At 65.9% G+C, this 23,973-nt stretch carries 19 protein-coding genes and 1 pseudogene; 14 read left to right on the top strand and 6 right to left on the bottom strand.

Going from position 1 to position 23,973, the window contains the following annotated elements; translation table 11 throughout:
• The first annotated feature begins 105 nt into the window (after positions 1–105).
• From petA to FAZ79_RS01455, 5 genes are all read left to right on the top strand, one after another.
• Positions 106–711 (top strand): ubiquinol-cytochrome c reductase iron-sulfur subunit, encoded by a 606-nt coding sequence (gene petA / locus FAZ79_RS01475; RefSeq protein ID WP_136866140.1) that lies wholly within the window; start codon positions 106–108, stop codon positions 709–711.
• Positions 708–1,919, top strand: coding sequence for a cytochrome bc complex cytochrome b subunit (locus FAZ79_RS01470; RefSeq protein ID WP_136866139.1), 1,212 nt, complete (start codon positions 708–710; stop codon positions 1,917–1,919). The genes petA and FAZ79_RS01470 overlap by 4 nt, the downstream gene beginning before the upstream one ends.
• Complete coding sequence (locus FAZ79_RS01465) at positions 1,916–2,665, top strand: cytochrome c1 (protein WP_136866138.1); 750 nt, start codon at positions 1,916–1,918, stop codon at positions 2,663–2,665. The genes FAZ79_RS01470 and FAZ79_RS01465 overlap by 4 nt, the downstream gene beginning before the upstream one ends.
• A 110-nt stretch (positions 2,666–2,775) precedes the next feature.
• Positions 2,776–3,402, top strand: coding sequence for a glutathione S-transferase N-terminal domain-containing protein (locus FAZ79_RS01460; RefSeq protein WP_136866137.1), 627 nt, complete (start codon positions 2,776–2,778; stop codon positions 3,400–3,402).
• A gap of 2 nt (positions 3,403–3,404) precedes the next feature.
• A complete protein-coding gene (locus tag FAZ79_RS01455; RefSeq protein WP_136866136.1) occupies positions 3,405–3,950 on the top strand; it encodes a ClpXP protease specificity-enhancing factor SspB in 546 nt (181 codons plus the stop codon).
• Here FAZ79_RS01455 and msrB read toward each other — a convergent pair.
• Entirely contained in the window at positions 3,943–4,344 is a 402-nt protein-coding gene (gene msrB / locus FAZ79_RS01450) for a peptide-methionine (R)-S-oxide reductase MsrB (protein WP_211238769.1), read from the bottom strand. The two genes, FAZ79_RS01455 and msrB, sit on opposite strands and share 8 nt — an antisense overlap.
• Before the next feature lie 257 nt (positions 4,345–4,601).
• Between msrB and FAZ79_RS01445 the strand changes: the two genes are divergently transcribed.
• The 3 genes from FAZ79_RS01445 (at position 4,602) to FAZ79_RS01435 (ending at position 9,159) form a co-directional block, all read left to right on the top strand.
• On the top strand, positions 4,602–6,929 hold the full coding sequence (locus FAZ79_RS01445) for a DNA translocase FtsK (protein ID WP_247709460.1): 2,328 nt from the start codon (positions 4,602–4,604) through the stop codon (positions 6,927–6,929).
• An 87-nt stretch (positions 6,930–7,016) separates the two neighbouring features.
• Entirely contained in the window at positions 7,017–7,685 is a 669-nt protein-coding gene (lolA, locus tag FAZ79_RS01440; RefSeq protein WP_136866133.1) for an outer membrane lipoprotein chaperone LolA, read from the top strand.
• 28 nt (positions 7,686–7,713) lie between these two features.
• Positions 7,714–9,159 carry a replication-associated recombination protein A gene (locus FAZ79_RS01435; RefSeq protein WP_247709459.1) on the top strand — a complete coding sequence of 482 codons (1,446 nt, stop codon included), beginning with the start codon at positions 7,714–7,716 and terminating at the stop codon, positions 9,157–9,159.
• A 16-nt stretch (positions 9,160–9,175) separates the two neighbouring features.
• Here the strand turns inward: FAZ79_RS01435 and FAZ79_RS01430 are convergent, their stop codons facing one another.
• The 3 genes from FAZ79_RS01430 to FAZ79_RS01420 form a co-directional block, all read right to left on the bottom strand.
• Positions 9,176–9,616 carry a methylated-DNA--[protein]-cysteine S-methyltransferase gene (locus FAZ79_RS01430; protein ID WP_247709458.1) on the bottom strand — a complete coding sequence of 147 codons (441 nt, stop codon included), beginning with the start codon at positions 9,614–9,616 and terminating at the stop codon, positions 9,176–9,178.
• Between the two features lie 94 nt (positions 9,617–9,710).
• The gene (locus FAZ79_RS01425; RefSeq protein ID WP_136866132.1) at positions 9,711–12,842 is read right to left on the bottom strand and encodes a multidrug efflux RND transporter permease subunit; all 3,132 of its coding nucleotides are present in this window, start codon (positions 12,840–12,842) and stop codon (positions 9,711–9,713) included.
• Between the two features lie 74 nt (positions 12,843–12,916).
• A complete protein-coding gene (locus tag FAZ79_RS01420; RefSeq protein WP_169303514.1) occupies positions 12,917–14,023 on the bottom strand; it encodes an efflux RND transporter periplasmic adaptor subunit in 1,107 nt (368 codons plus the stop codon).
• A gap of 336 nt (positions 14,024–14,359) precedes the next feature.
• Between FAZ79_RS01420 and FAZ79_RS01415 the strand changes: the two genes are divergently transcribed.
• On the top strand, positions 14,360–14,704 hold the full coding sequence (locus tag FAZ79_RS01415; protein ID WP_136866130.1) for a histidine triad nucleotide-binding protein: 345 nt from the start codon (positions 14,360–14,362) through the stop codon (positions 14,702–14,704).
• 28 nt (positions 14,705–14,732) lie between these two features.
• Here the strand turns inward: FAZ79_RS01415 and rsgA are convergent, their stop codons facing one another.
• Together rsgA and mgtE are read right to left on the bottom strand one after the other, a co-directional pair.
• Positions 14,733–15,710, bottom strand: a complete 978-nt coding sequence (gene rsgA / locus FAZ79_RS01410; protein WP_136866129.1) for a ribosome small subunit-dependent GTPase A — start codon at positions 15,708–15,710, stop codon at positions 14,733–14,735.
• A gap of 10 nt (positions 15,711–15,720) precedes the next feature.
• Positions 15,721–17,154 carry a magnesium transporter gene (mgtE, locus tag FAZ79_RS01405; protein WP_136866128.1) on the bottom strand — a complete coding sequence of 478 codons (1,434 nt, stop codon included), beginning with the start codon at positions 17,152–17,154 and terminating at the stop codon, positions 15,721–15,723.
• A gap of 282 nt (positions 17,155–17,436) precedes the next feature.
• Here mgtE and orn point away from each other — a divergent pair, with 282 nt between their 5' ends.
• From orn to greA, 5 genes and pseudogenes are all read left to right on the top strand, one after another.
• Positions 17,437–17,982 carry an oligoribonuclease gene (gene orn / locus FAZ79_RS01400; RefSeq protein WP_136866127.1) on the top strand — a complete coding sequence of 182 codons (546 nt, stop codon included), beginning with the start codon at positions 17,437–17,439 and terminating at the stop codon, positions 17,980–17,982.
• 72 nt (positions 17,983–18,054) lie between these two features.
• Positions 18,055–18,867, top strand: coding sequence for a 4-hydroxy-tetrahydrodipicolinate reductase (gene dapB, locus FAZ79_RS01395; protein WP_136866126.1), 813 nt, complete (start codon positions 18,055–18,057; stop codon positions 18,865–18,867).
• 178 nt (positions 18,868–19,045) lie between these two features.
• Positions 19,046–20,198 (top strand): annotated as a pseudogene (gene carA, locus FAZ79_RS01390) (glutamine-hydrolyzing carbamoyl-phosphate synthase small subunit).
• A 56-nt stretch (positions 20,199–20,254) separates the two neighbouring features.
• A complete protein-coding gene (carB, locus tag FAZ79_RS01385; protein ID WP_136866125.1) occupies positions 20,255–23,488 on the top strand; it encodes a carbamoyl-phosphate synthase large subunit in 3,234 nt (1,077 codons plus the stop codon).
• Positions 23,485–23,967 (top strand): transcription elongation factor GreA, encoded by a 483-nt coding sequence (greA, locus tag FAZ79_RS01380; RefSeq protein WP_136866124.1) that lies wholly within the window; start codon positions 23,485–23,487, stop codon positions 23,965–23,967. Before carB ends, greA begins: the two co-directional genes overlap by 4 nt.
• Positions 23,968–23,973: the final 6 nt, after the last annotated feature.

The raw sequence follows: 23,973 nt of genomic DNA, 5'->3' as shown, positions 1-23,973 counted from the left end.
GGGTGCAGGGAGGCCGACGAGGCTCGCCAGCAACACGAGCGGCACGGAATCGCTTTTCCGGCCGTGATCGATTGACGGACAACCATCCAGGAGTACGACGTAACAATGGCTGATTCTCCCTCCAACCCGGCAAGGCGCCGGTTCCTGACCGGCGCGGCGACGGCGGTTGGCGCGGTGGGCGTCGGCTTTGCCGCCGTGCCGTTCTTGAGTTCCTTCCAGCCCAGCGCCAAGGCCCAGGCCGCCGGCGCCCCGGTCGACGTGAACATCGGCAAGCTTTCCCCCGGCCAGATGACGACCGTCGCCTGGCGCGGCAAGCCGGTCTACGTGGTGCATCGCACCGACCGCATGCTCGAATCCCTGCCGGAGATGGACGATCGCCTGCGCGATCCCAACTCCGAGGTGGTCACCCAGCAGCCCGAGTTCGCGGCCAACCCGTACCGGGCCCGCGAGGAAAACCAGCGTTTCCTGGTCATCGTCGGCCTGTGCACGCACCTGGGTTGTGCGCCGACCTACCGCCCCGAAGTCGCCCCGGATGACCTGGGCGACGACTGGCAGGGCGGCTTCTTCTGCCCCTGCCACGGCTCGAAGTTCGATATCTCGGGTCGTGTCTACAAGGGCGTACCGGCACCGACCAACCTGGAGGTCCCGCAGTACGTGTACGTCACCGAAGAAATCATCCGCGTCGGCGGGACCGAGGAGGACGTCGCATGATCAAGGGCCTGGGAAAATGGGTGGATGACCGCCTGCCGGTGTCGCATTTCTGGAATGCCCACTTGGCGAAGTACTACGTCCCCCACAACTTCAACTTCTGGTACTACTTCGGCTCGCTGCTGCTGGTCGTGTTCGTCCTACAGATCGTCACCGGCATCTGGCTGACGATGAGCTACAAGCCGTCGGCCGAGAACGCCTTCGCCTCGGTCGAGTACATCATGCGCGACGTCGAGTGGGGCTGGCTGATCCGCTACCTGCACTCGACCGGCGCCTCGTTCTTCTTCATTGCGGTCTACCTGCACATCTTCCGCGGGATGATGTACGGCAGTTACAAGAAGCCGCGCGAGCTGATCTGGATCTTCGGGGTCCTGATCCTGCTGGTGCTGATGGCCGAGGCCTTCATGGGCTACCTGCTTCCCTGGGGGCAGATGTCCTACTGGGGCGCACAGGTGATCATCTCGCTGTTCTCCTCGGTGCCGGTGATCGGCCCGGACCTGGCGCTGTGGATCCGGGGTGACTACGTCGTTTCCGACGCCACCCTGAACCGCTTCTTCGCACTGCACGTGATCGCGCTGCCGCTGGTGCTGCTGTTCCTGATCGGCGGCCACATCATGGCCCTGCACGAGGTCGGTTCGAACAACCCCGACGGCGTGGACATCAAGGAAAACAAGGACGATTCGGGCAAGCCGGTCGACGGCATCCCGTTCCACCCGTACTACACCGTCAAGGACCTGTTCGGCCTGGGCGTGTTCATGTTCATCTTCGCCGCGGTGCTGTTCTACTGGCCCGACGGTGGTGGCCTGTTCCTGGAGCACCCGAACTTCACGCCGGCCGATCCGCTCAAGACGCCGGAGCACATCGCCCCGGTCTGGTACTTCGCGCCGCACTACGCGATCCTCCGCGCCGTGCCGGACAAGTTCCTGGGCGTGGTCGCGATGACGGTCGCGATCCTGATCCTGTTCGTGCTGCCGTGGATCGATCGCAACCGTACCCGCTCGATCCGCTACCGCTCGACGGCGTTCAAGGTGAACCTGTTCGCGTTCGCCGCGGCGTTCATCGGCTTGGGTTACCTGGGTACCCAGTCGCCGACCACGCTCGGCACGCTGGCCTCCCAGCTGCTGTCGGCCGTGTACTTCGGCTTCTTCATCGCGCTGTATTTCATCAGCCGTCGTGAACGTACCCAGCCCGTGCCGGAGCGCCTGCAATGATCCGTATTACGTTTTTTCTTTGTCTGATCGGCTTGCTGGTCGCGCCCAACGCCAAGGCGGCCAGCAGCAACTATCCCCTCGAGGACGCCGAGGTCGACCTTAGCGACAAGGCCTCCCTGTACCGCGGCGCGCAGACGTTCATGGACAGCTGCGCGAGCTGCCACGGCGCCAAGATGATGCGCTTCGGCCGCATCGGTGACGACCTGGGGCTCACCGACGAGCAACTGGCCGTGCTGATGCCGGACGAGTCCACCAAGCCGGGCGACGTGATCGAGACCAACATGCCGGCCGAGTACGCCCAGGAGACCTTCGGCATCGTGCCGCCGGATCTCACGCTCACCGCGCGCGTAAATGGGGGTGACTGGCTCTACACCTACCTGACCACCTTCTACGCCGATCCGGACACGGCCTGGGGCGTGAATAACGCGGTCTTCCCGGGCGTGGGCATGCCGCATGTGCTGGCCGCCGAGCAGGGCCTCCTGCAGCCGGTCTACGAGACCGAAGGCGAGGGCGAGAACGCCAAGCGGCGCCTGGTGGGTCTGGAATCACCCGAGCGCCCCGGCACCCTCAGCGAGGAAGAATTCGAGCAGAAGATGCGCGACCTGACCGCCTTCATGGTCTACATGGCCGAGCCGGCGGCGCTGCTGCGCGCGCACTACGGCCCGTACGTGCTCGCCTTCCTGTTCATCTTCACGCTGGTGATGTACCTGCTGAAGAAGGAATACTGGCGCGACATCAAGCACTGATCGGAGCCGTCCGAGCGGCCGTCCGGTCGCCCGAAACCCCGATGAACCCGGCCTCGAGGCCGGGTTTTTGTTATGATGACGTTTTAACCATTGCACCACGGGAGGCGCCAATGGCGACCGTCAATCGTCGTTCGGTCATGACCTTGTTCACCAGCCCGGATTCGCCGGACTGCCACCGCACGCGCATCGTTCTCGCGGAAAAGGAACTGACCGCCGAGATCATCGACCTGTCCGAACAGGAGCCGCCGGAAGACTTCCACGACCTGTCGCCGGAAGGCACGGTGCCGGTGCTCGCCGATCGTGACCTGGTCCTGACCAACGCGCGGGTGATCATGGAGTACCTCGACGAGCGCTTCCCGCACCCGCCGCTGATGCCGGTCGACCCGGTCAGCCGCGCGAAGGTGCGCACCGCGCTCTACCGGATCGAGAAGGACTGGTACGGCCTGCTGCCCGAGTTCGAGCGTGGCGAGAAGACGGTGGCGCGTGCCCGCAAGCAGCTGAAGGAAGAACTGCTCTCGGCCGCGCCGATCTTCTCGGCCATGCCGTTCTTCATGAGCGAAGAGTTCTCACTGGCCGACGTGACCCTGGCTGCACTGCTCTGGTACCTGCCGAAGTACGGCATCGAGCTCTCCGGTCCGGGCGCCAAGCCGATCCTCGATTACATGGATCGGGTGTTCAGTCGCCCGACATTCCAGGCGAGCCTCACCGAAGTCGAACGCGAGATGCGCGAAGGCTGATCATGCTCTCCAAGCGTCCCTATCTTGTCCCTGCCTTCTACGACTGGATCCTCGACCAGGGACACGTGCCGCACCTGGTCGTGAACGCCGACGCGCCCGAGGTGATGGTGCCGACCCAGTTCGTCGAGGACGGCCACATCCAGCTCAACATCAGCCCGTCGGCCGTGCGCGATTTCCACATGGATCGCGTTGGCATTTCGTTCGAGGCGCGTTTTGGCGGTCAGCCGGAGCGGGTGTTCGTGCCGATGCACGCGGTTCGTGCGATCGTCGATCGTGATTCGGGACAGGGGGCGACGTTCCCGGACGAGCCGGAGGAAACCTTCCCGCAATCGGACGACGACCGCGAGGGGGCACCGGCACCCAAGAGCGAGGGGAAGGGGCGGCCGCAATTGCGCGCCGTGCCCGGTGGTGAGGACGGCGAGTCCGACAAGTCGACCTCGGGCTCCTCGACGCGCGACTCGAGCGATGAGGGTCCGGATGACGATCCACCACCCACCTCTCCCTCCGGGGGAGGCAAGGGCGGTCCCAGCCTGCGGGTGGTCAAGTAGCGGATTCGTCCTCGCTTGGTACGAAGTCCAGGCAGACGCTGTTGATGCAGTAACGCAGGCCGGTCGGGCGCGGCCCATCCTCGAACACGTGCCCCAGGTGGGCGTTGCAGTTGGCACAGAGCACTTCGGTGCGGATCATGCCGTGGCTGGTGTCGCGACGCTCTACGATCGCCTCCGTGCTGGCCGGCTGGAAAAAGCTTGGCCAACCGGAGCCGGAATCGAACTTGGCGTCACTGACGAACAGCGTTGACCCACAGCAGACGCAGTCGAAGCGCCCCGGGCGCTTTTCGTCGTTCAGGGCCCCGGACCAGGGCGCTTCGGTGCCGCCGAGCCGGCAGACGCGGTATTGTTCCTCGCTGAGCTTTTCGCGCCAGAGATCGGGTTCATTACTCATGCTGCGGTCCATTCGGTTTGGGTGGAGCGATGCGGTTAAGGCCTCCCCATCTTAGCGGACGTGTGCCGTTGTCTCAGGGCGAATTCTGGGGTTATCGCCGGGAGGTGTGTGCCGCAAGGATGCGCTGTTCGGTGGCTTCACTCGGGCGGTTGGCAGGGCGAATGTCGGCTTGGTATGATCTCGACTCGATCCAATACTATAAGAACCGCAAGTAAGCCATTGACTGAATTAAAGATAGGCCCTTTCAGATGCCCGGAATGACCAAGCCCGCGATCTTCCGCCCCCAGCTCGCCCTGCTCGAGCTGGCCCTGCTGGTCGTGGCGCTTTTGCTGGGCGTCTATCTGCTGGCCTTGCTCAGCTACCACCCGGGCGATCCCGGATTCAGCGTCACCGGAAGCGGCGAGATACACAACGCCGCCGGGCTCGTTGGGGCCTGGGTGGCCGACGGCGCGCGTTACCTGGTGGGATTCGGCGCCTACATGCTGGTGCCGGCGCTGTTGCCGCTGTTGTGGCGTACCTTTCGACGCGCCCGCCAGGCTCAGCCTTGGGCCGACCTGCCGTTTGCCATCCAGTGGCTGGGGGTCTTGCTCCTGGTGCTGTGCGTGAGCGTGCTGGCCTCGATCAATCACGAGCCACTCGCCGCGCCCAGCGGCCTGTCCGCGGGGGGGGTGCTCGGGCTGGTGCTCGCCGAGGGCATGGTGCGCATGCTTGGGGCACTTGGCAGCACGCTGGTGCTACTCGGTCTCACCATGCTCGGGGTATCGGCCACGACGGGCCTGTCGTGGTTTGCCCTGTTCGACCTGATCGGGGGAACGCTGTTGCGCCTTGCCAATGGCCTGCGCGCGATCGGCGCGTGGATCGTGGCGCGCCTGCCGCTGTCACGCCGTCCGGGTCCGGCGCCGATCCCGGAGGTCGGGGCCAGCTACGAAGAGGTCGAGCAGCGGCGCAAGAAGGCCGCCCCGCCGGAAAACCGGCCGAAACCCAAGGCGAAGACGCCTCCTGCCCCCAAGCCGGCGCCAACCCCGTCGGTCACCTCGACCAAGAAGAAGTCGTCGACGCCACCCCAGCCGGAACTTGGCACCGCCGATGGCAAGCCGATACTGGAGCTGCTCGATCGGCCGGTGCAGCAGAGCAGTGGCTTCGACAAGGACGACCTGCAGCGCATGTCCGAGGTGATCGAGGCGCGCCTGTCCGAATTCGGCGTGTCGGTGGAGGTGGTCGCGGCACACCCCGGCCCGGTCATTACCCGCTTCGAGCTCCAGCCCGCGCCCGGGGTCAAGGTCAGCCAGATCTCGAACCTCGCCAAGGACCTGGCGCGCGCGCTGTCGATCGTCTCGGTGCGCGTGGTCGAGGTGATCCCCGGCAAATCGACCGTGGGTCTCGAGATTCCCAATACCTCGCGCGAGATCATCGCCTTGCGCGAGCTGCTGGAATCCCGCCGGTACCGCGAGGCCCGCTCGCCGTTGACCGTGGCGCTCGGCAAGGACATCGGTGGCGAGCCGATCATGGCCGATCTCGCCCGCATGCCGCACCTCTTGGTGGCGGGCACCACCGGCTCGGGCAAATCGGTCGGGGTCAACGCCATGATCCTGAGCCTGCTCTACAAGGCGACGGCCGAGGAAGTGCGGTTGATCCTGATCGACCCGAAGATGCTCGAGCTGTCGGTCTACGAGGGCATCGGTCACTTGCTCGCACCGGTGGTCACCGACATGAAGGAGGCGTCCAACGCACTGCGGTGGGCGGTGGGCGAGATGGAGCGTCGCTACCGGCTGATGGCCAAGCTCGGTGTGCGCAATATCGCCGGGGCGAACGAGAAGATCCGCGAGGCGATCGCCCGCGGTGAACCCATCAAGGACCCGTTCTACGACCACGCCCAGGCCTTCGACCCGGACCTGCCGCCGCCGACCCTCGAGCCGATGCCGTACCTGGTCATCGTGGTCGACGAGTTTGCCGACATGATGATGGTGGTCGGCAAGAAGGTGGAGGAGCTGATCGCTCGCCTGGCCCAGAAGGCGCGCGCCGCCGGCATCCACCTGATCCTTGCCACCCAGCGTCCGTCGGTGGACGTGATCACGGGGTTGATCAAGGCAAACATCCCCACTCGCATCGCCTTCCAGGTCTCGTCCAAGGTCGATTCGCGCACCATCCTCGACCAGATGGGGGCCGAGCACCTGCTCGGGCACGGCGACATGCTCTACCTGCCGCCGGGTAGCGGCATGCCCATGCGCGTGCATGGGGCGTTCGTCGGCGACGACGAGGTCCACCGGGTGGTCGAGGCACTCAAGACACTTGGCGAACCGGAGTACGTCGACGAGGTGCTGTCCGAGACCACCGCGGCGAACGTTACCCTGCCGGGCGAAAAGCCAGTCCGGGCGGATGGCGAGGAGATCGACGAGCTCTACGATCAGGCCGTCGCCATCGTCACCGAATCGCGCAAGGCGTCGATCTCCTACGTCCAGCGTCGCCTGAAGATCGGTTACAACCGGTCGGCGCGCCTGGTCGAGCAGATGGAGGCCGATGGCGTGGTCGGCGAACTGGGCGCCAACGGCAGTCGGGAAGTCCTGGCCCCGCCACCACCCAAATAGCCACGGCACACCTCCGTGTTGCCAACCGGGCCGGAACCGACGCCCACGGGATTCGTCGAACCGGTCCCATCCACGAACTGGTGATCCATGAACAGAGTCATTCCCCGCCAAAGCGGCGTCCTTGCCACGATGGCGTTTGTCGGCAGCTTGCTCGTGTCCACATTGGCTCCCGCCGCGCCGGCCGAGTCGGTTGACGCACTGGTCGAGCAGCTCAGTGGTATCGAGACACTGGCCGCCGACTTCCGACAGGAACGTCGTGACGCCCAGGGGCAGGTGCGCCGTGAATCCGCCGGACGTTTCGTGCTGCGGCGTCCGGGGCAATTCTTCTGGCGTTACGAAACCCCCTACGTGCAGGAACTGATCGCGAACGACGGTACGCTCTGGGTCTACGAGCCGGATCTGCGTCAGGCCAGCCGCTCGCCACTCGCCGCCACGGAAGGCGCCCCCATTGCGATCCTGACCGGCGAACGGCCCGTCGATGAGGTGTTTCGGATTCGCCACCTGGAAAGCGAGGGCGGTTTGAGCTGGTTTGCGCTGCGTCCGCGCGCCGAGGAGGGGGATTTTCGGGAAGTGCTGCTTGGGGTGGATGACCGCGGCATCCGCGAGATGCGTTTCATCGATCAGCTCGATCAGACCACTCGCGTGACCTTCGAGTCGCGACGTTTCAACCAGCCGGTCGACGAGTCACGCTTTCGCTTCGAGGCCCCGGAGGGGGTCGACGTGGTCGAGGCGCGCGAGCCGCCCGCGATCCAGTGATGCCGTCCCTTCACGGCACGGACAAGCGGTGAGCGAGGTGACCCCGCAGGACGACCTGTTCTCGAGCGGCGAGTCGCCGTCGGTGGACGGCTCGGGTGGCGCGGATCGTCACGCGTCATCGGTCTACCGCCCGCTGGCCGACCGGTTGCGGCCACGCCGGATCGAGGAGTTCGCCGGTCAGGTGCGCGTGGTCGGTGACTCCGCGCCGTTGCGGGTGGCCATGGAAAAGGGCCAGGCGCATTCCTGCCTGCTCTGGGGGCCGCCCGGCGTGGGCAAGACCACGTTGGCCGGGCTGTATGCCGAACGCCTGCAAGCCGAGATCGTCTACATGTCGGCGGTCGAGGCGGGGGTGAAGGAGCTTCGTGCGGTGATCCAGTCGGCCCGCGACCGCCGCCAATCGGCGGGGCGGCTGACGGTCCTGTTCCTCGACGAGATCCATCGCTTCAACAAGACCCAGCAGGATCAGTTGCTGCCATCGGTCGAACAGGGCGTCCTGGTTCTGGTCGGCGCGACCACCGAGAACCCGTCCTTCTCGCTGAATAACGCGTTGCTCTCGCGCTTGCGCGTGTACCGGCTGCAGTCGCTTGACGATGCGGCCATGCATGCCTTGCTCGAGCGGGCATTGACCCATCCCGAGGGCGTCAAGGAGACCACCGGTGGCCTGCCGCTGGTGATGCAGCCGGCGATCGCCAACCGGTTGGTGGCCGCGGCCGACGGCGATGCGCGCCGCCTCCTCACCTTGCTGGAACTTGCCGCGCAGCTGGCCGCCGACACCGAGGGCGGCGAGGCCCGGGAGGTGGGCGAGGAGACGTTCGAGGCGTTGCTGACCCAGTCACCGAGGCGTTTCGACCAGGGCGGTGACGAGTTCTACGACCAGATTTCGGCCATGCACAAGGCGATTCGTGGCTCGAACCCGGACGCCGGCGCCTACTGGTTGCTGCGCATGCTCGACGGCGGAGCGGACCCGTCCTACCTGGCGCGTCGCCTGGTGCGGATCGCCTCCGAGGACATCGGCAATGCCGACCCCCGCGCCCTGACCGTGGCGCTGGATGCCTGGACGGCCTTCGATCGTCTCGGCGTGCCCGAGGGGGAGCTGATGCTGACCCAGGCGGCCATGTACCTGGCCGTGGCGCCCAAGAGCAACGCGGTCTACACCGCGCACAACGCGCTGTTGGCGACCGTCAGGCAACGCGGCACCGACCCGGTGCCGATGCACCTGCGCAACGCCCCGACGGCCCTGATGGAGCGCGAGGGATGGGGCAAGGGCTACCGTTATGCCCACGACGAGCCCGATGCCTACGCCGCCGGCGAGACCTACTTGCCGGACGGGCTGGTCGGAAAACGCTTCTACCAGCCAGTTGAGCGTGGCCTCGAACGCAGCATCGCCGAGCGGATGCGCTACTGGGCGGAGCTCGACGAGCAGGCCCCCGACCGTCGCCGGCCGGGCAAGGCCGACACCGCATCGGACGACTAGGGCTCGCCGACGGGCCTCAGCGGTAGTCGATGTCCTCGAGCGAGAGCAAACGCGACTTGATGCGTGTGCCCTGCGCGTAACCGCCGAGGCGTTGCCCGGCGGCCAGGACCCGATGGCAGGGGACAAGCGGAGCCCAGGGGTTGGCGCCCACCGCCTGACCGACTGCCCGCGCCGCGCCCGGACGGCCAACCCGACGCGCCAGTTCACCGTAACCCACCGACTCGCCCCACGGCACCTGACACAGCGCGGCCCATACCGCGCGCTGAAAGGCCGTGCCCGATGGGGGAAAGCCCGGATGAGCGGTCCAGTCGGTGGGCTTGCCGCCTGATGTGCCCCAACCCTTCAATGCCTCCACGACGTCGGCATACGCGGAGGGCAGGGTGTCGTGCGGTTCGACGTTGTCGTCATCCTCGACCCGCATGCCGGTGAGTACGCCATCGGTGATGGTGAGCCGCACCCAAAGTCGACCGCGCGCCGGTGCGCCGGGTCGACCCGAATGAGCGAGCGGGACCCATCTCGATTCCGTGGCGTTCATGACCGTCTACCTCCGATCAGGTCGGTGCGTGTTTGCGCCGGAACAGCTTCTCGCTGCCGGTCTGCAGCAGCTCGAAGAACATCGGGATGAACAGGATCGCCACGTAGGTGGCCAGGATCATGCCGCCGACGATGGGGGTGCCCAGCGAGTTGCGCGCGGCCTCGCCCGCACCGGTGGCCAGCGCCAGCGGCAGCACGCCCAGGATGAACGCCATCGAGGTCATGATGACCGGACGGAAGCGGATGCGCGCGGCCTTAAGCGCGGCGTCCTTGATCGACAGGCCGTCCTCGGTGTGCATCTTCGAGGCGAACTCGACCACTAGGATGGCGTTCTTGGCCGACATCGCGATCAGTACCAGCATGCCCACCTGGAAGTAGATGTCGATGTTCAGTCCGCGCATCCAGATCGCGATCAGCGCACCGAGCACGGCGAACGGCACGGCGGTAATGACGGCGAACGGCAGGGACCAGCGCTCGTACTGGGCGGCCAGGATCAGGAAGACCATGATCACGCCCAACAGGAAGGCGATCGCACCGGCCGAACCGCTGGAGAGCTCCTGGAAGGCCGAGCCCACCCAGCCCAGGGTGTAGTCACCGCCGCCAAGCGTTTGGTCGACCACCTCCTGCATCGCGGTCAGGGCCTGTCCGGAGGAATAGCCCTCGGCCGGGTTACCCATGATCTTGGCCGCGGGGAAGATGTTGAAACGGTCGATTACGTCCGCGCCGGTGGTGCGAGTCAGGCTCACCACCGAGCTGATCGGTACCAGCTGCTGGTCGCCGCTGCGCACGAACACGTTCTCCAGGTCCTGCGGGTCGGCGCGGAAATCCGCATCGGCGGCCATGTTGACCTGGAAATTGCGCCCGAACAGGGTGAAGTCGTTGATGTAACGCGTCCCGAAGGTGCCCTGCATGGTGCGGAACACCGCCGCCACCGGGACGTCGAGCGCGTAGGCCTGCTCCCGGTCGACGTCCATGCGGAACTGGGGCGTGTTGTCGACGAAGGTAGTGCGCACGCCGGCCAGTTCGGGGCGTTCGTTGGCGGCGGCGACCAGGGCGTTGGCCGCCTCGGCGAGCGCCTTGACGTCCGCCGAGCCGCGTTGCTGCAGGTAAGCCTCGAACCCGCCGGTGGTCGACATGCCCCGGATCGGTGGCGGCACGAAGGCCATGATCATGCCTTCCTCGATCTGAGTGCCCGCGCCCATCGCCTTTTTGACCGTTGCCTGGACGCTCTGGTCCTCGGCCGGACGTTCCGACCAGTCGTTCAGGCGGGTGAAGGCCACGCCCTTGTAGGGGCGCTGGGTGCCGGCGAGCAGATCGAAGCCGGCGAAGGCGACCTGCATCTGCACGTCCGGATTCTCGCGGATCATGGCCGAGTACTCGTCACGCACCTCGCCGGTGCGCTCGAGGCTCGCCGCCGGGTCGAGGTTCAGCGTCGAGATGAAGTAGCCCGGGTCCTCCTCCGGCACCAGGCCCGTCGGCGTGCTGCGGAACATCACCACCGCGGCGATCACCACGCCGGCGAACAGCAACAGCCCGATCGGCCAGGCGACCAGGAAGAAGTGCACCACCTTCATGTAGCCGTCACGGAAGGCATCGAAACCCCGATTGAAGATCCGGAACGGCAGCACCGGCTCCTTGTCCTGGTGATTCTTGAGGAGAAGGGCGGTCATCGAGGGGGTCAGCGTAAGCGCCACCACCCCCGAGAGCACCACGGAGATCGACAGCGCGACGGCGAACTGGCGATACATCTCGCCGGCCAGCCCCGGGATGAACGCGACCGGCACGAACACGGCCAACAGGACCAGGGTGGTGGCCACGATCGGTCCCGTCACCTGTTCCATCGCCTTGATCGAGGCCTCGCGGGCCTTCAAGCCCTCCTCGCGCATCAGGCGCTCGACGTTCTCGATCACGATAATCGCGTCATCCACGACGATGCCGATCGCCAGCACGAAGCCGAACAGGGTCAGCAGGTTGATCGACATGCCGCTCAAGTACAAACCGGCGAGTGCGCCGATCAGGGCGACCGGAATGGCGATCAGGGGCACGATGGTCGCACGGGGTTTCTGCAGGAAGACGAAGATGACCAGGGAGACGAGCACCAACGCCTCGACGAACACCTTGAGCACTTCCTCGATCGAGATGCGCACGAAGTCGGTGGTGTCGAGCGGAATCTTGTAGGTCATGTCGCCGGGGAAGCGGTCACGCAGCTCTTCCATTCGTTCGCGCACCTGGGCGACCGTCTCAAGCGCGTTGGCGCCCGGCGCGAGGTAGATCCCCATCGGGACGGTGGGGGCGCCGTTGTAGGTGGCGTTGAAGCCATAACGCTGCGAGCCGAGCTCGACCTCGGCCACGTCGCTCAAGCGCAGTGTGCCGCCGTCCTCCGAGGAGGCGAGGATGATGTTCTGGAATTCCTCGACGTCGGAGAAGCGTCCCTGCGAGGTGATGGTGTAGGTGAACGCCTCGCCTTCCTTGTTGGGCGAGTCGTTGAACTTGCCGGCAGCGAACTGGGCGTTCTGCTCACGGATCGCCTCGGCAATGTCGTCCTGGGTGAGATCGAAGTGCGCCAGTTTCGCCGGATCGAACCAGACACGAATCGAGTAATCCTGCGCACCGAACAGGCGCGCGTCGCCGATGCCGGGCACCCGCTTGAGCGAGTCGAGGATGTTGATCAGGCCGTAGTTGGAGAGGAACTTGGTGTCGAATTCCTCGTTCTCCGAGATCAGGGTGATGACCATCAGCAGCGAACTGCTCTTCTTGTTCACCACCACGCCCTGGTCACGCACCTCCTGCGGCAACTGGGGCAGGGCGCGCTGCACGCGGTTGTTGACGTCGATGGTCGCCTGGTCGGGGTCGGTGCCGGTGGCGAAGGTCACCGAGAGGTTCATCGTGCCGGCATCCGAGCTGCCCGACGTCATGTAGAGCATGTCGTCGACGCCGTTGATCGCCTGCTCGAGTGGCGCGGCCACGGATTCGGCCAGTGTGCTGGCGTCGGCACCGGCGTAGGTCGCTCGCACCTCGACCTCGGGCGGCACGATCTCGGGGTACTGCTCGACCGGCAGGCCCGTGAAGGCGGCCCCGCCGGCGATCATGATCACGATCGCCAGCACGGTGGAGAAGATCGGTCGGTCAATGAAGAACTTGGAAAACATCGATGGTCTCCGGTGCCCTCGTCACGAGGGCGTCACGGTCGGGTAGTTACGACGGGCGGCGGGTAGGCGCCGTTTTAGTCGCCGTTGCCTTGCTGCGGGTCCTGCGGGTCGACCGGTGCACCCGGGCGCACCTTGAGCAGCCCGTCGATGACCAGCCGGTCACCCGGCTCCAGGCCGGAGAGGATGATGCGGCCCTGATCGCTCATCGGGCCAAGCTCCACGCGACGCTGGTCGGCCCGGTTCTCGTCGTCGATAACGTAAACGACCGTGCTGTTGGGCTCCGCGCCCGTGCCGATGGCGGTCTCGGGGATGATGACCGCGTCGCTGACCTCGTCGACCTTGAGGCGAACGCGGACGTAACGGTTGGGGCGCAGGACGTCACCCGGGTTGTCGAACACGCCACGCAGCTCGATCGAGTTGGTGCCGCGCTCGATGCTCGAGGCGCGGTAATCGAGCTCGCCGGTGATCGCCTCGCCCTCGGGGCCGGTGACGCCCACGACCTCGGCCGGGGTGGTCCGCTCCGGGGTGGGGTTGAGCGCCGTCGAATCGGCAAACGGGTCGTCCACGGGGTAGGAGAGGGTGACCTGGATCGGGTCGATTTCCTCGATGCTGACCAGTCGGTCGCCGACACCGATCAGGTTGCCCGGGTCGACGGCGCGGCGACTGGCGATGCCCGGGATCGGGGCGGTCACCGAGGTGTAGTCGAGGTCGATCTGGGCGGACTCGAGCTGCGCCTCGGCCACCTTGACGCCGGCCTGGGCGGTCTCCAGCGCTGAACGGGCATCGTCGCGCTGTTTCTCGCTGGCCACGCCACGATCGAACAACGAGCTGATCCGGCGCCAGTCGCGTTGGGCCGCGGCAAGCGTCGCGCGGGCCGAGGCCAGATCCGCTTCCGCCTCGTGGACGGCCGCCTGGAACGGCCGGTCGTCGATCTTGAACAGCGGATCACCGGCCTCGAGCCGGGCCCCTTCCACGTAGTCGCGAGATTCGAGAATGCCGTTCACCTGGGCCCGCACCTCGACGTGACGGTTGGCCTCGGTGCGACCGGTGTACTCCTTGTAAACCGCGGCGCTGCTAGGCTGGATCTCGATGACCGGCACCTTCGGCGGTGGCTGCTGGCCACCCGACTGGGCCTGGGCGGACAGGCTCGCGGCCAGCAGGGCGGCGGGCGCCATGGCCATGACGATGGACCGGGAGCGGAGGAGCGTGAGGGCGCGGATCGGGGACATGGGTGTTGTACCGTGTCGGCGGCAGGGAAGGGCTGCCTTGGGGTTGACGCAACGGAGTCACTCGGCGGGGCAGCGAGCTGCCGCGCCAAAAGAAAGGTAGTGTACTAATGAATTCGTTCGCCAGCAATCGGGGCGGCCCGGGACGGGTAGCGTGCCGCGATGCCTCGCCGTTGCTCGACCGAGGAGACAAGAACTTAGGCTAAGCTGGACAACATTTCATTGCGCTGATTCCTGGCGTTTGCCATGTTTCCGCTTCAACGACCTGTGTCATGACCGGGAGGCTCAACCGTGAGCGAGACCATCTTCAGCAAGATCATCAACCGTGAAATACCGGCCGACATCGTGTTCGAGAACGATCGGATACTGGCCTTTCGCGATATCAACCCGCAGGCGCCGGTGCACCTGTTGATCATCCCGAAAAAGCCCATCCCGACGGTGAACGACATTGCGCCGGAGGACGCGCCGCTGGTGGGTGAGCTGTTCGTTGTCGCCCGGGAGTTGGCCGCGCAGGAGGGCATCGACGAATCGGGCTACCGCACCGTGTTCAATTGCAATCGCGATGGCGGCCAGGAGGTCTACCACCTGCACCTGCACCTGCTCGGGGGGCGGGCGATGCAGTGGCCGCCGGGCTGATTGTCGCGATGCTTCGCGCGTTCCCGGTTCAGCTCCCAGTCTGGCGCATGGCCTGATACTGGGCGAGACGGCGCTCGAGGATGTCGCCCGACGCGACGCCGGCCCGCACGGCGCATCCCGGCTCGTTGACGTGGCGGCAGTCGTTGAAACGGCAGTAGGCCGAGGCGGCGTGAATCTCGGGGAAGGCATCGTCGAGGGCGGATGGTGGGACGTCCTCGACCGGAAAGTCGCGCACTCCGGGGGCATCGATCAGCCCACCCTCGCCATCGGTGAAGCGATACAGCGTGCTGGCGCGGGTGGTGTGCGTCCCCTCGCGATTGAACGCCGAGATCTCGCCGATGGCGGCCTGATCCGCACTCGGCGTGATTTCTCGTGAGAGTGATGTCTTGCCGACGCCGGAGAGGCCGACGGCCAGCGTGATCTGATCGTGCAAGCGCGAGCGCAGGGTCTCGATTCCTTCGCCGGACTTGACCGAGGTGCGGATCACCTCGAAGCCCAGCGACTCCCACAGGGCGACCGTTGACTCGATGCGCTCGCGCTCGGCCGCGCCGATCTCCGCGAGCAGGTCGGTCTTGTTGAGCACGATCACGGGCGTGGCCGGCAGGGCGAACACCGCGACCAGGGTCCGCTCGACCACGTCCGGGTTCATCCACGGCAGCACCGAGGTCACCACCAGCACCTGGTCGATGTTGGCGGCCATCATCTTCTTCTTGCCGTAGGCGTCGGGCCGGATCAGCAGATTGCGGCGATCCTCGCGTTGCTCGATCACCACGTTGTCCTGTTCGTCGCGATGCCAGCGGATGCGGTCGCCCGTGGTCAGGCGCCCCACCGTGCGTCGTGCGCGCCCCCGGTGCAGGTGATGCTCGGCGTCCTCGATCAGCAGGTCGTGGCCGTGATGGGTGACCACGATACCCGGTGTCAGGCGGGTGTCGTCTTGCGTGTCGACGCGCCGTCGGCGATCGATCTGGCGCTGCTGCTGCTTGCTCAGGCGAATCTTGCGGGTCATGGCGGCCGGTTCAGAGCAGGAACAGGGTGGCGAGCCCGAGGAAGATGAAAAACCCGCCCGAATCGGTGATCGCCGTGATCATCACCGCGCTTCCCAATGCCGGGTCGCGGCCCATGCGCGTGCGCACGATCGGGATGGTCACGCCGAAGAAGGCCGCGCTCAGGAAGTTCAGGGTGACGGCGGCGACCATCACCGCGGAGACGCCGGCGTTCTGGTACATCGCGAAGGTGACGATGCCGAGGATGCCGCCCCAGACCACGCCGTTGATCAGCGCAACCTTCAGCTCCTTTCCATAGAGCAGGCGGATATCGCCGCCACCGAGTTTTCTAAAGGCCAACTCGCGCACGATCATGGTGATGGTCTGGTTGCCGACGTTGCCGCCCATGCCCGCGACGATGGGCATCAGTACGGCCAGCGCGACCAGTTGCTGGATCGAGCCCTCGAACAGGCCGATCACCTGGGCGGCGACGATCGCCGTGACGAGGTTCACGGCCAGCCAGGGCGCGCGGTTTCTCACGGACTTTCGTACCGGCGCGAAGATGTCCTCTTCCTCGGACAGACCCACCTGGGAGAGGCGCTCTTCGTCGGACGACTCGCGGATGAAGTCGACCACGGCGTCGATGGTGACCCGGCCGACCAGGCGGTCGACCTCGTCGACCACCGGCGCACTGACGAGATCGTAGCGCTCGAAGGCATCGGCGCCGTCGCGCGCCTTGTCCTCGGGGTGAAAGCGCACCGCGTCGCTCTCCATCACATCGCTGATCAGGGTCTCCGGGTCGTTGATCAGTAGCGTCTTGAGATGGATCACGCCCTCGAACAACCCATCTCGATCGGTGACGAACAGCTTGTCGGTGTGATCCGGCAGCGAGTCCATCCGGCGCAGGTAGCGCAGGGCGACCTCGATGGTCACGTCGCCCCGGACGGTGACGAGGTCGAAGTCCATCAGCGCGCCGATGGTGTCCTCGTCGTAGGACATGACGAACCGCAGCTTTTCGCGATCGTCGATCGGCAGGGCGGTGAACACGTCCTGCATCATGCCCTCGGGGAGATCGGGGGCCAGGTCGGCGAGTTCGTCGGTATCCAGCGTCGAGGCGGCGTTGAGGATCTCCTCGCGGTCCATCACCTCGATCAGGGTGTCCCGGACCGAGTCGGACACCTCGAGCAGGACCTCGCCGTCGCGGTCGGAATGGACCAGCTCCCAGATGACCAGTCGCTCGTCCTGGGGCAGGGACTCGAGCACCTTGGCCACGTCGGCGGCATGCAGGCGCTCGATCTTTTGAGCGAGTTTGGCCAGGTCATGCTTGGTGAGCTCGGAAAGCGGCGTGGCGACGTCACCCGGTTCGCCGCCGCGATCGGCGGCAACTTGCTGGGAGAGCGTGTCGCGGATCTCGTGGATCAGCGAATCGAGCTCTTCCTGGCGATCGGTGTCGGTGAGTTCGGCCATGAACGTCGGATTCCGGGCGGTGTGGAGGCAGCCGACTGCCCCGTCGGTGGTTGAAGACTCTGCTCGAATGGCCAAGCCAGAGTGGTTATGGCATTCGAGCAGGGTTTCCTTAGATGAGCCGCGGCCAGTATAGCGGACGGGGCCGGCCCGGGTGCATGGTCCGATCGCGGTCGCGCTCACCGGCGAGCGGGGTTCGACGTGCTAGGCTTCTGTGCGGCTCGAGCGCGCCGTACTGCCTCACTGGCGTCGGTTTCCGCGCCCTCAATCGACAGGAGAGAATCCATGCACGCCCCGGAAGACAATCTGATCTGGATCGATCTCGAGATGACCGGGCTCGACCCGGTGCGGGACACCATTATCGAGATTGCCACCCTCGTGACCGACAAGCACCTCAACGTGCTCGCCGAGGGACCGGTGGTGGCGATCCATCAGCCCGAGGCCATGCTTGCCGGCATGGACGAGTGGAACCAGCGGGTTCACGGGCAGAGTGGTCTGATCGAGCGGGTTCGCCAGAGCGATTGCGATCTGCGATGCGGCGAAACGCGCACGCTGGAGTTCCTCCGCCAGTACGTGCCGGAAGGCAAGTCGCCCATGTGCGGCAACAGCATCTGCCAGGATCGCCGTTTTCTGGCCCGCCTGATGCCGGAGCTCGAGGCGTATTTCCACTACCGCAACCTCGACGTCTCGACGATCAAGGAGCTGGCGCGGCGCTGGCAACCGGACGTGCTGGCCGGGTTCCGCAAGCCCTCAAATCACCAGGCAATGGATGACATCCGCGGGTCGGTTGCCGAGCTTTCCCACTACCGGGCCGGGTTTTTCAAGCTTTAAGGTTGGTAGACTTTGCCGCATTCGTAACCAGAAGCCATCGCAAGCACAACCTTTGGAGTCGGACAGAAGATCATGAGCACACGAGTCGGGATTGTTGGCGCCAATGGCCGGATGGGCCGCCGGCTGATCGAAGCGGCCCACCAGGGTGGGCACACGCAAATGGGGGCGGCCTTTGCCCGCAGTGGCAGCCCGCTGATCGGCCAGGATGCCGGCCAGATCGCCGGCATCGGCCAGATCGGTGTGCCGGTCGTCGACGACCTGCCGGGCCACGGCGACGATTTCGACGTGCTGATCGACTTCACCTCGATCGACGCGACCATGCGCCACCTCGAGATCTGCCGCGAGGCGGGGCGGGCCATCGTGATCGGCACCACTGGCCTGTCCGATGCCCAGAAGGAACGGCTGGAGGAGGCCGCACGGGACATCCCGGTGGTCTTCGCACCCAACATGAGCATCGGCATCAACGTGTTGCTGCAGGTACTGGGACAGGTCGCCACGATGCTGGGCGACGACTACGACGTCGAGATCATCGAGGCGCATCACCGCCACAAGGTGGACGCCCCGTCGGGTACGGCCTTGCGGCTGGGCGAGGCGGTGGCCGAGTCCCTCGACCGCGACCTGCAGCAGGTCGCCATTTATGGTCGCGAGGGCATCACCGGCGAGCGGGCCGCGGAGACCATCGGTTTCTCCACCATTCGCGGCGGTGACGTGGTGGGTGATCACACCGTACTGTTCGCCGGCATCGGCGAGCGCGTCGAGATCACGCACAAGGCCTCGAGCCGGATGACCTTCGCCAAGGGCGCCGTGCGCGCCGCCCACTGGGTGGCCGACAAGCCGGCCGGGCTCTACGACATGAGCCACGTGCTGGGCCTCAAGCCGGTCTGAACTCCCCTCGGCGTCGGCGACGGCAGGGCCTTGCCCGACCCGTCAGGAAGTGCTCCGCCGTGGACAGCATCGGGGCCTTTCAGTCATAATTGCGCCCCGAAACCGAGGCACGCCGACTGCCTCGATGGCCGGCGCCGACTCGGGCGGGGCGACACGACAATTCAGTGGGGGAAAGTTCTTGGATAGCACGGTCTCAGACGCGAACACCGGGCTCCCGGCCAACACGGCGCTCCTGGCTCTTGAAGACGGGAGCGTTTTTTACGGCACCTCCATCGGCGCATGGGGAGTCCGTGGGCGAGGTGGTGTTCAACACCGCGATGACGGGCTACCAGGAGATCCTCACCGACCCGTCCTACCGCCGCCAGATCGTGACCCTGACCTACCCGCATATCGGTAACGTCGGCATCAACGCCGAGGACGCCGAATCGGACTCGGTCCACGTGGCCGGCCTCGTCATCCGCGATTCCGGCCAGATGAGTTCCTGGCGCGGCGAGCAGAGCCTCGAGGACTACTGCCGCGAGCACGGCGTGGTCGCCATCGCCGAAATCGATACCCGCGAACTGACCCGCCGCCTGCGTGACCAGGGGGCGATGAAGGGCTGCATCGTCGCCGGCGGGGACCTGGACGCCACCGCCGCGATCGAGAAGGCGCGCGAGTTCGCCGGCCTGGCGGGCATGGACCTGATCCCCGAGGTCGGCACCCGCGAGGTGCGCGAGTGGGCCAAGGGCTCGTGGTGGGTCGACGTGTCCGATCGCCCCGAGGCCACCCGCCACGTGGTCGCCTACGACTACGGCTTCAAGCACAACATCCTCCGCAAGCTCGTCGATCGCGGTTGCCGCGTCACGCTGTTCCCGGCCGACACGCCGGTTGAGGAGCTCCTGGCCGCCAACCCCGACGGCATCCTGGTGGGCAATGGCCCGGGCGATCCGGCCGCCTGCACCAAGGCGATCGGTGACATCGAACGATTCCTCGAGACCGGCATACCGCTCTTCGGCATCTGCCTGGGTCACCAGCTGCTGGCGCTGGCCAGTGGCGCGAAGACCAGCAAGATGAAGTTCGGCCACCACGGGGCGAACCACCCGGTTCAGGACATCCGCAGCAAGCGCGTGCTGATCTCCAGCCAGAACCACGGCTTCGCGGTCGAAGAAGACAGCCTGCCCGCCCACCTCGAGGCGACGCACCGGTCGCTGTTCGACGGCAGCCTGCAAGGCATTCGCCGCACCGACTGCCCGGCCTTCAGTTTCCAGGGTCACCCCGAGGCGAGTCCCGGGCCGCACGATCTCGACCTGCTGTTCGATCAGTTCGTCGAGAGCATCGACGCCCGTCAGTGACACCGCCTTTTCAAGAACAACCAACTGCCCAGCCATGGCTGGCAGGTGAGTCGAGCATGCCAAAGAGAAACGATATCCAGAGTGTATTGATCATCGGCGCGGGGCCGATCGTCATCGGTCAGGCCTGCGAGTTCGACTATTCGGGTGCCCAGGCCTGCAAGGCGCTGCGGGAGGAGGGCCTGCGGGTCATCCTGATCAATTCGAACCCGGCGACGATCATGACCGACCCGGAGATGGCCGATGCGACTTACATCGAGCCGATCACCTGGGAGGCGGTCAGCGCGATCATCGAGAAGGAGCGCCCCGACGCGGTGCTGCCGACCATGGGTGGCCAGACGGCGCTCAACTGCGCGCTCGACCTTTACCGCCACGGCGTGCTCGATCGCTTCGGCTGCGAGCTGATCGGGGCGAGCCAGGACGCCATCGACATGGCCGAGGACCGTGATCGCTTCAAGGAAGCGATGACCGAGATCGGCCTGTCCACGCCGGCCTCGACCGTCGTGCACACCTTCGATGCCGCGGTGGCGGCCCAGGTGGAGATCGGTTTCCCGGCGATCATCCGCCCGTCGTTCACCATGGGCGGCACCGGCGGCGGGATCGCCTACAACCGCGAGGAGTACGAAGAGCTGGTCCGTCGCGGGCTGGACCTCTCGCCGACCAACGAGCTGCTGATCGAGCAGTCGGTGCTCGGCTGGAAGGAATACGAGATGGAGGTCGTGCGTGACAAGAACGACAACTCCATCATCATCTGCTCGATCGAGAACCTCGACCCGATGGGCGTGCACACCGGCGACTCGATCACCGTCGCCCCGGCGCAGACCCTGACCGACAAGGAATACCAGGTCATGCGCAACGCCTCGCTCGCGGTGCTGCGCAAGATCGGCGTGGAAACCGGCGGCTCGAACGTGCAGTTCGCGGTCAACCCGGAAAACGGCGACATGATCGTCATCGAGATGAACCCGCGGGTCTCGCGCTCCTCGGCGCTGGCCTCCAAGGCGACCGGCTTTCCCATCGCCAAGGTCGCCGCCAAGCTCGCCATCGGCTACACGCTCGACGAGCTGAAGAACGACATCACCAGCGGCGCGACCCCGGCCTCGTTCGAGCCGACCATCGACTACGTGGTCACCAAGATCCCGCGCTTCACCTTCGAGAAGTTCCCCGCCGCCAACGACCGCCTTACCACGCAGATGAAGTCGGTGGGCGAGGTGATGTCGATCGGCCGCACGTTCAGCGAATCCCTGCAGAAGGGGCTGCGTGGCCTGGAGATCGGTCGTGACGGGCTCGACGAGGTGCTCGAGGGCAGCCTGTCGGACGACGACATCGAGGATCGGCTGGTGCGCGAACTGCACTCGCCGGGTGCAGATCGCCTCTGGTACGTCGCGGATGCGTTCCGTCACGGCTTCGACGTCGAACGTGTCCACCGTCATTCGTTCATCGACCCGTGGTTCCTGCGCCAGATCGAGTACCTGGTCCGCACCGAGGACGCATTGCGCGGTGGCAAGCTCAAGGAGATCGGCACCGGGCAGATGTACCAGCTCAAGCGCCTGGGCTTCTCCGACGCCCGCCTGGCCAAGCTGCTCGACGAGACCGAGAGCACCGTGCGCAAGCATCGCCACGCGCTGGGCGTGCGCCCGGTCTACAAGCGGGTCGATACCTGCGCGGCCGAGTTCCCCACCTCGACGGCGTACATGTACTCGACCTACGAGCCGTTCTGCGAGGCCGAGCCGTCCAACCGTGACAAGATCATGATCCTCGGCGGCGGGCCAAACCGCATCGGCCAGGGCATCGAGTTCGACTACTGCTGCGTGCACGCCGCGCTCGCCCTGCGTGAAGACGGCTACGAGACCATCATGGTCAACTGCAACCCGGAGACGGTTTCGACCGACTACGACATCTCCGACCGGTTGTACTTCGAGTCGCTGACCCTCGAGGACGTGCTCGAGATCATCGAGGTCGAAAAGCCGCGAGGCGTGGTGGTCCAGTTCGGCGGCCAGACGCCGCTCAAGCTGGCCCGCGACCTCGAAAAGGCCGGCGCCCCGATCATCGGCACCACGCCGGATGCGATCGACCGGGCAGAGGACCGCGAGCGCTTCCAGGACATGATCCACAAGCTGGATCTCAAGCAGCCGCCCAACCGCACGGCCAAGTCCGCCGATCAGGCCATTCACCTGGCCGCCGAGATCGGCTACCCCCTGGTGGTGCGCCCGTCCTACGTGCTGGGCGGCCGGGCGATGGAGATCGTCCACGACGAGGAATCGCTCAAGCGCTACATCCGCGACGCGGTCAAGGTCTCCAACGAGTCGCCGGTGCTGCTCGATCGCTTCCTGGACGATGCCACCGAGATGGACATCGACGCCGTCTGTGACGGCGAGGACGTGGTGATCGGCGGGCTGATGGAACACATCGAGATGGCGGGCGTCCACTCGGGCGACTCGGCCTGCTCGCTGCCGCCGTACACCGTGCCGCGCTCCGTGCAGGATCGGGTCCGCGAGCAGATCAAGGCAATGGCCCGTGAGCTGAACGTGGTCGGCCTGATGAACACCCAGGTGGCCATCCAGGGCGACGACATCTACATCATCGAGGTCAACCCGCGTGCCTCGCGCACCGTGCCGTTCGTCTCCAAGGCGGTCGGCGTGCCGCTGGCCCAGGTGGCCGCCCGCACGATGGCCGGGGTGAGCCTCAAGCGCCAAGGGATCACCGCCGAACGCATCCCGCCGTTCTACTCGGTCAAGGAAGCGGTGTTCCCGTTTATCAAGTTCGCCGGCGTCGACCCGCTGCTGGGCCCCGAGATGAAGTCCACGGGCGAGGTGATGGGCGTCGGGCGCGAGTTCGGCGAGGCGTTCGCCAAGGCCCAGGCCGGGGCGAGCAACTCGCTGCCGCTCTCGGGTACCGCGTTTATCTCCGTGCGTAAGCAGGACTACAAGGGCATGCTGCCGGTGGCCAAGGCACTGGTCGAGTGGGGCTTCTCGCTGGTGGCGACCCGCGGGACCGCGCGTTTCCTCGACGAGAACGGGCTGGCCGTGACCACGGTCAACAAGGTCACCGAGGGCCGGCCCAACGTGGTGGACATGATCAAGAACAAGGAGATTGCCATGATCGTGAACACCACCTCCAACAGCCAGCAGTCGCGTAGCGATTCCTACGAGATCCGCCGCGAGGCGCTGCATTACCGTATCCCGTACTTCACCACCCTGGCCGGGGCGGAGGCCATGGCGCTGGCATTGAAGTACCTGCACCAGCCGGTCTCGGTCAACCGGCTGCAGGACCTGCATAAGGAGTGCGTTGCATGAACCAGACCCCGATGACGGCCGCCGGTGCGGCCAAGCTGGAGGAAGAGCTCAAGCGACTGCGCAGCGTCGAGCGTCCCCGCATCATCGCGGCGATCGCCGAGGCGCGCGAGCTGGGCGATCTCAAGGAGAACGCCGAGTACCACGCCGCCCGCGAGGAGCAGGGTTTCGTCGAGGGGCGGATCAAGGAGATCGAGGCCAAGCTGTCGCACGCGCAGATCATCGACGTCACGCGCATGCCGCCGGGTGACAAGGTGATCTTCGGCGCCACGGTCGAACTGCTCGACCTGGATACCGACTCGGAGATTCGCTACAAGATCGTTGGTGACGACGAGGCCGACATCAAGCAGAACCTGATCTCGATCCATTCGCCGATCGCCCGTGCGTTGATCGGCAAGTCGGTGGGTGACGAGGTCACCTTCAATGCCCCGGGTGGCACCACCCGGACGTTCGAGATCGTCGAGGTCGAGTACCTCGCCTGACCTAAC

The organism is Guyparkeria sp. SB14A (genome assembly GCF_005096345.1).
In the GTDB taxonomy this organism is placed as follows: Bacteria; Pseudomonadota; Gammaproteobacteria; order Halothiobacillales; family Halothiobacillaceae; genus Guyparkeria; species Guyparkeria hydrothermalis.
Note: the sequence above shows the minus strand (reverse complement) of the source record. Positions and strands in the feature narration are given on the sequence as shown.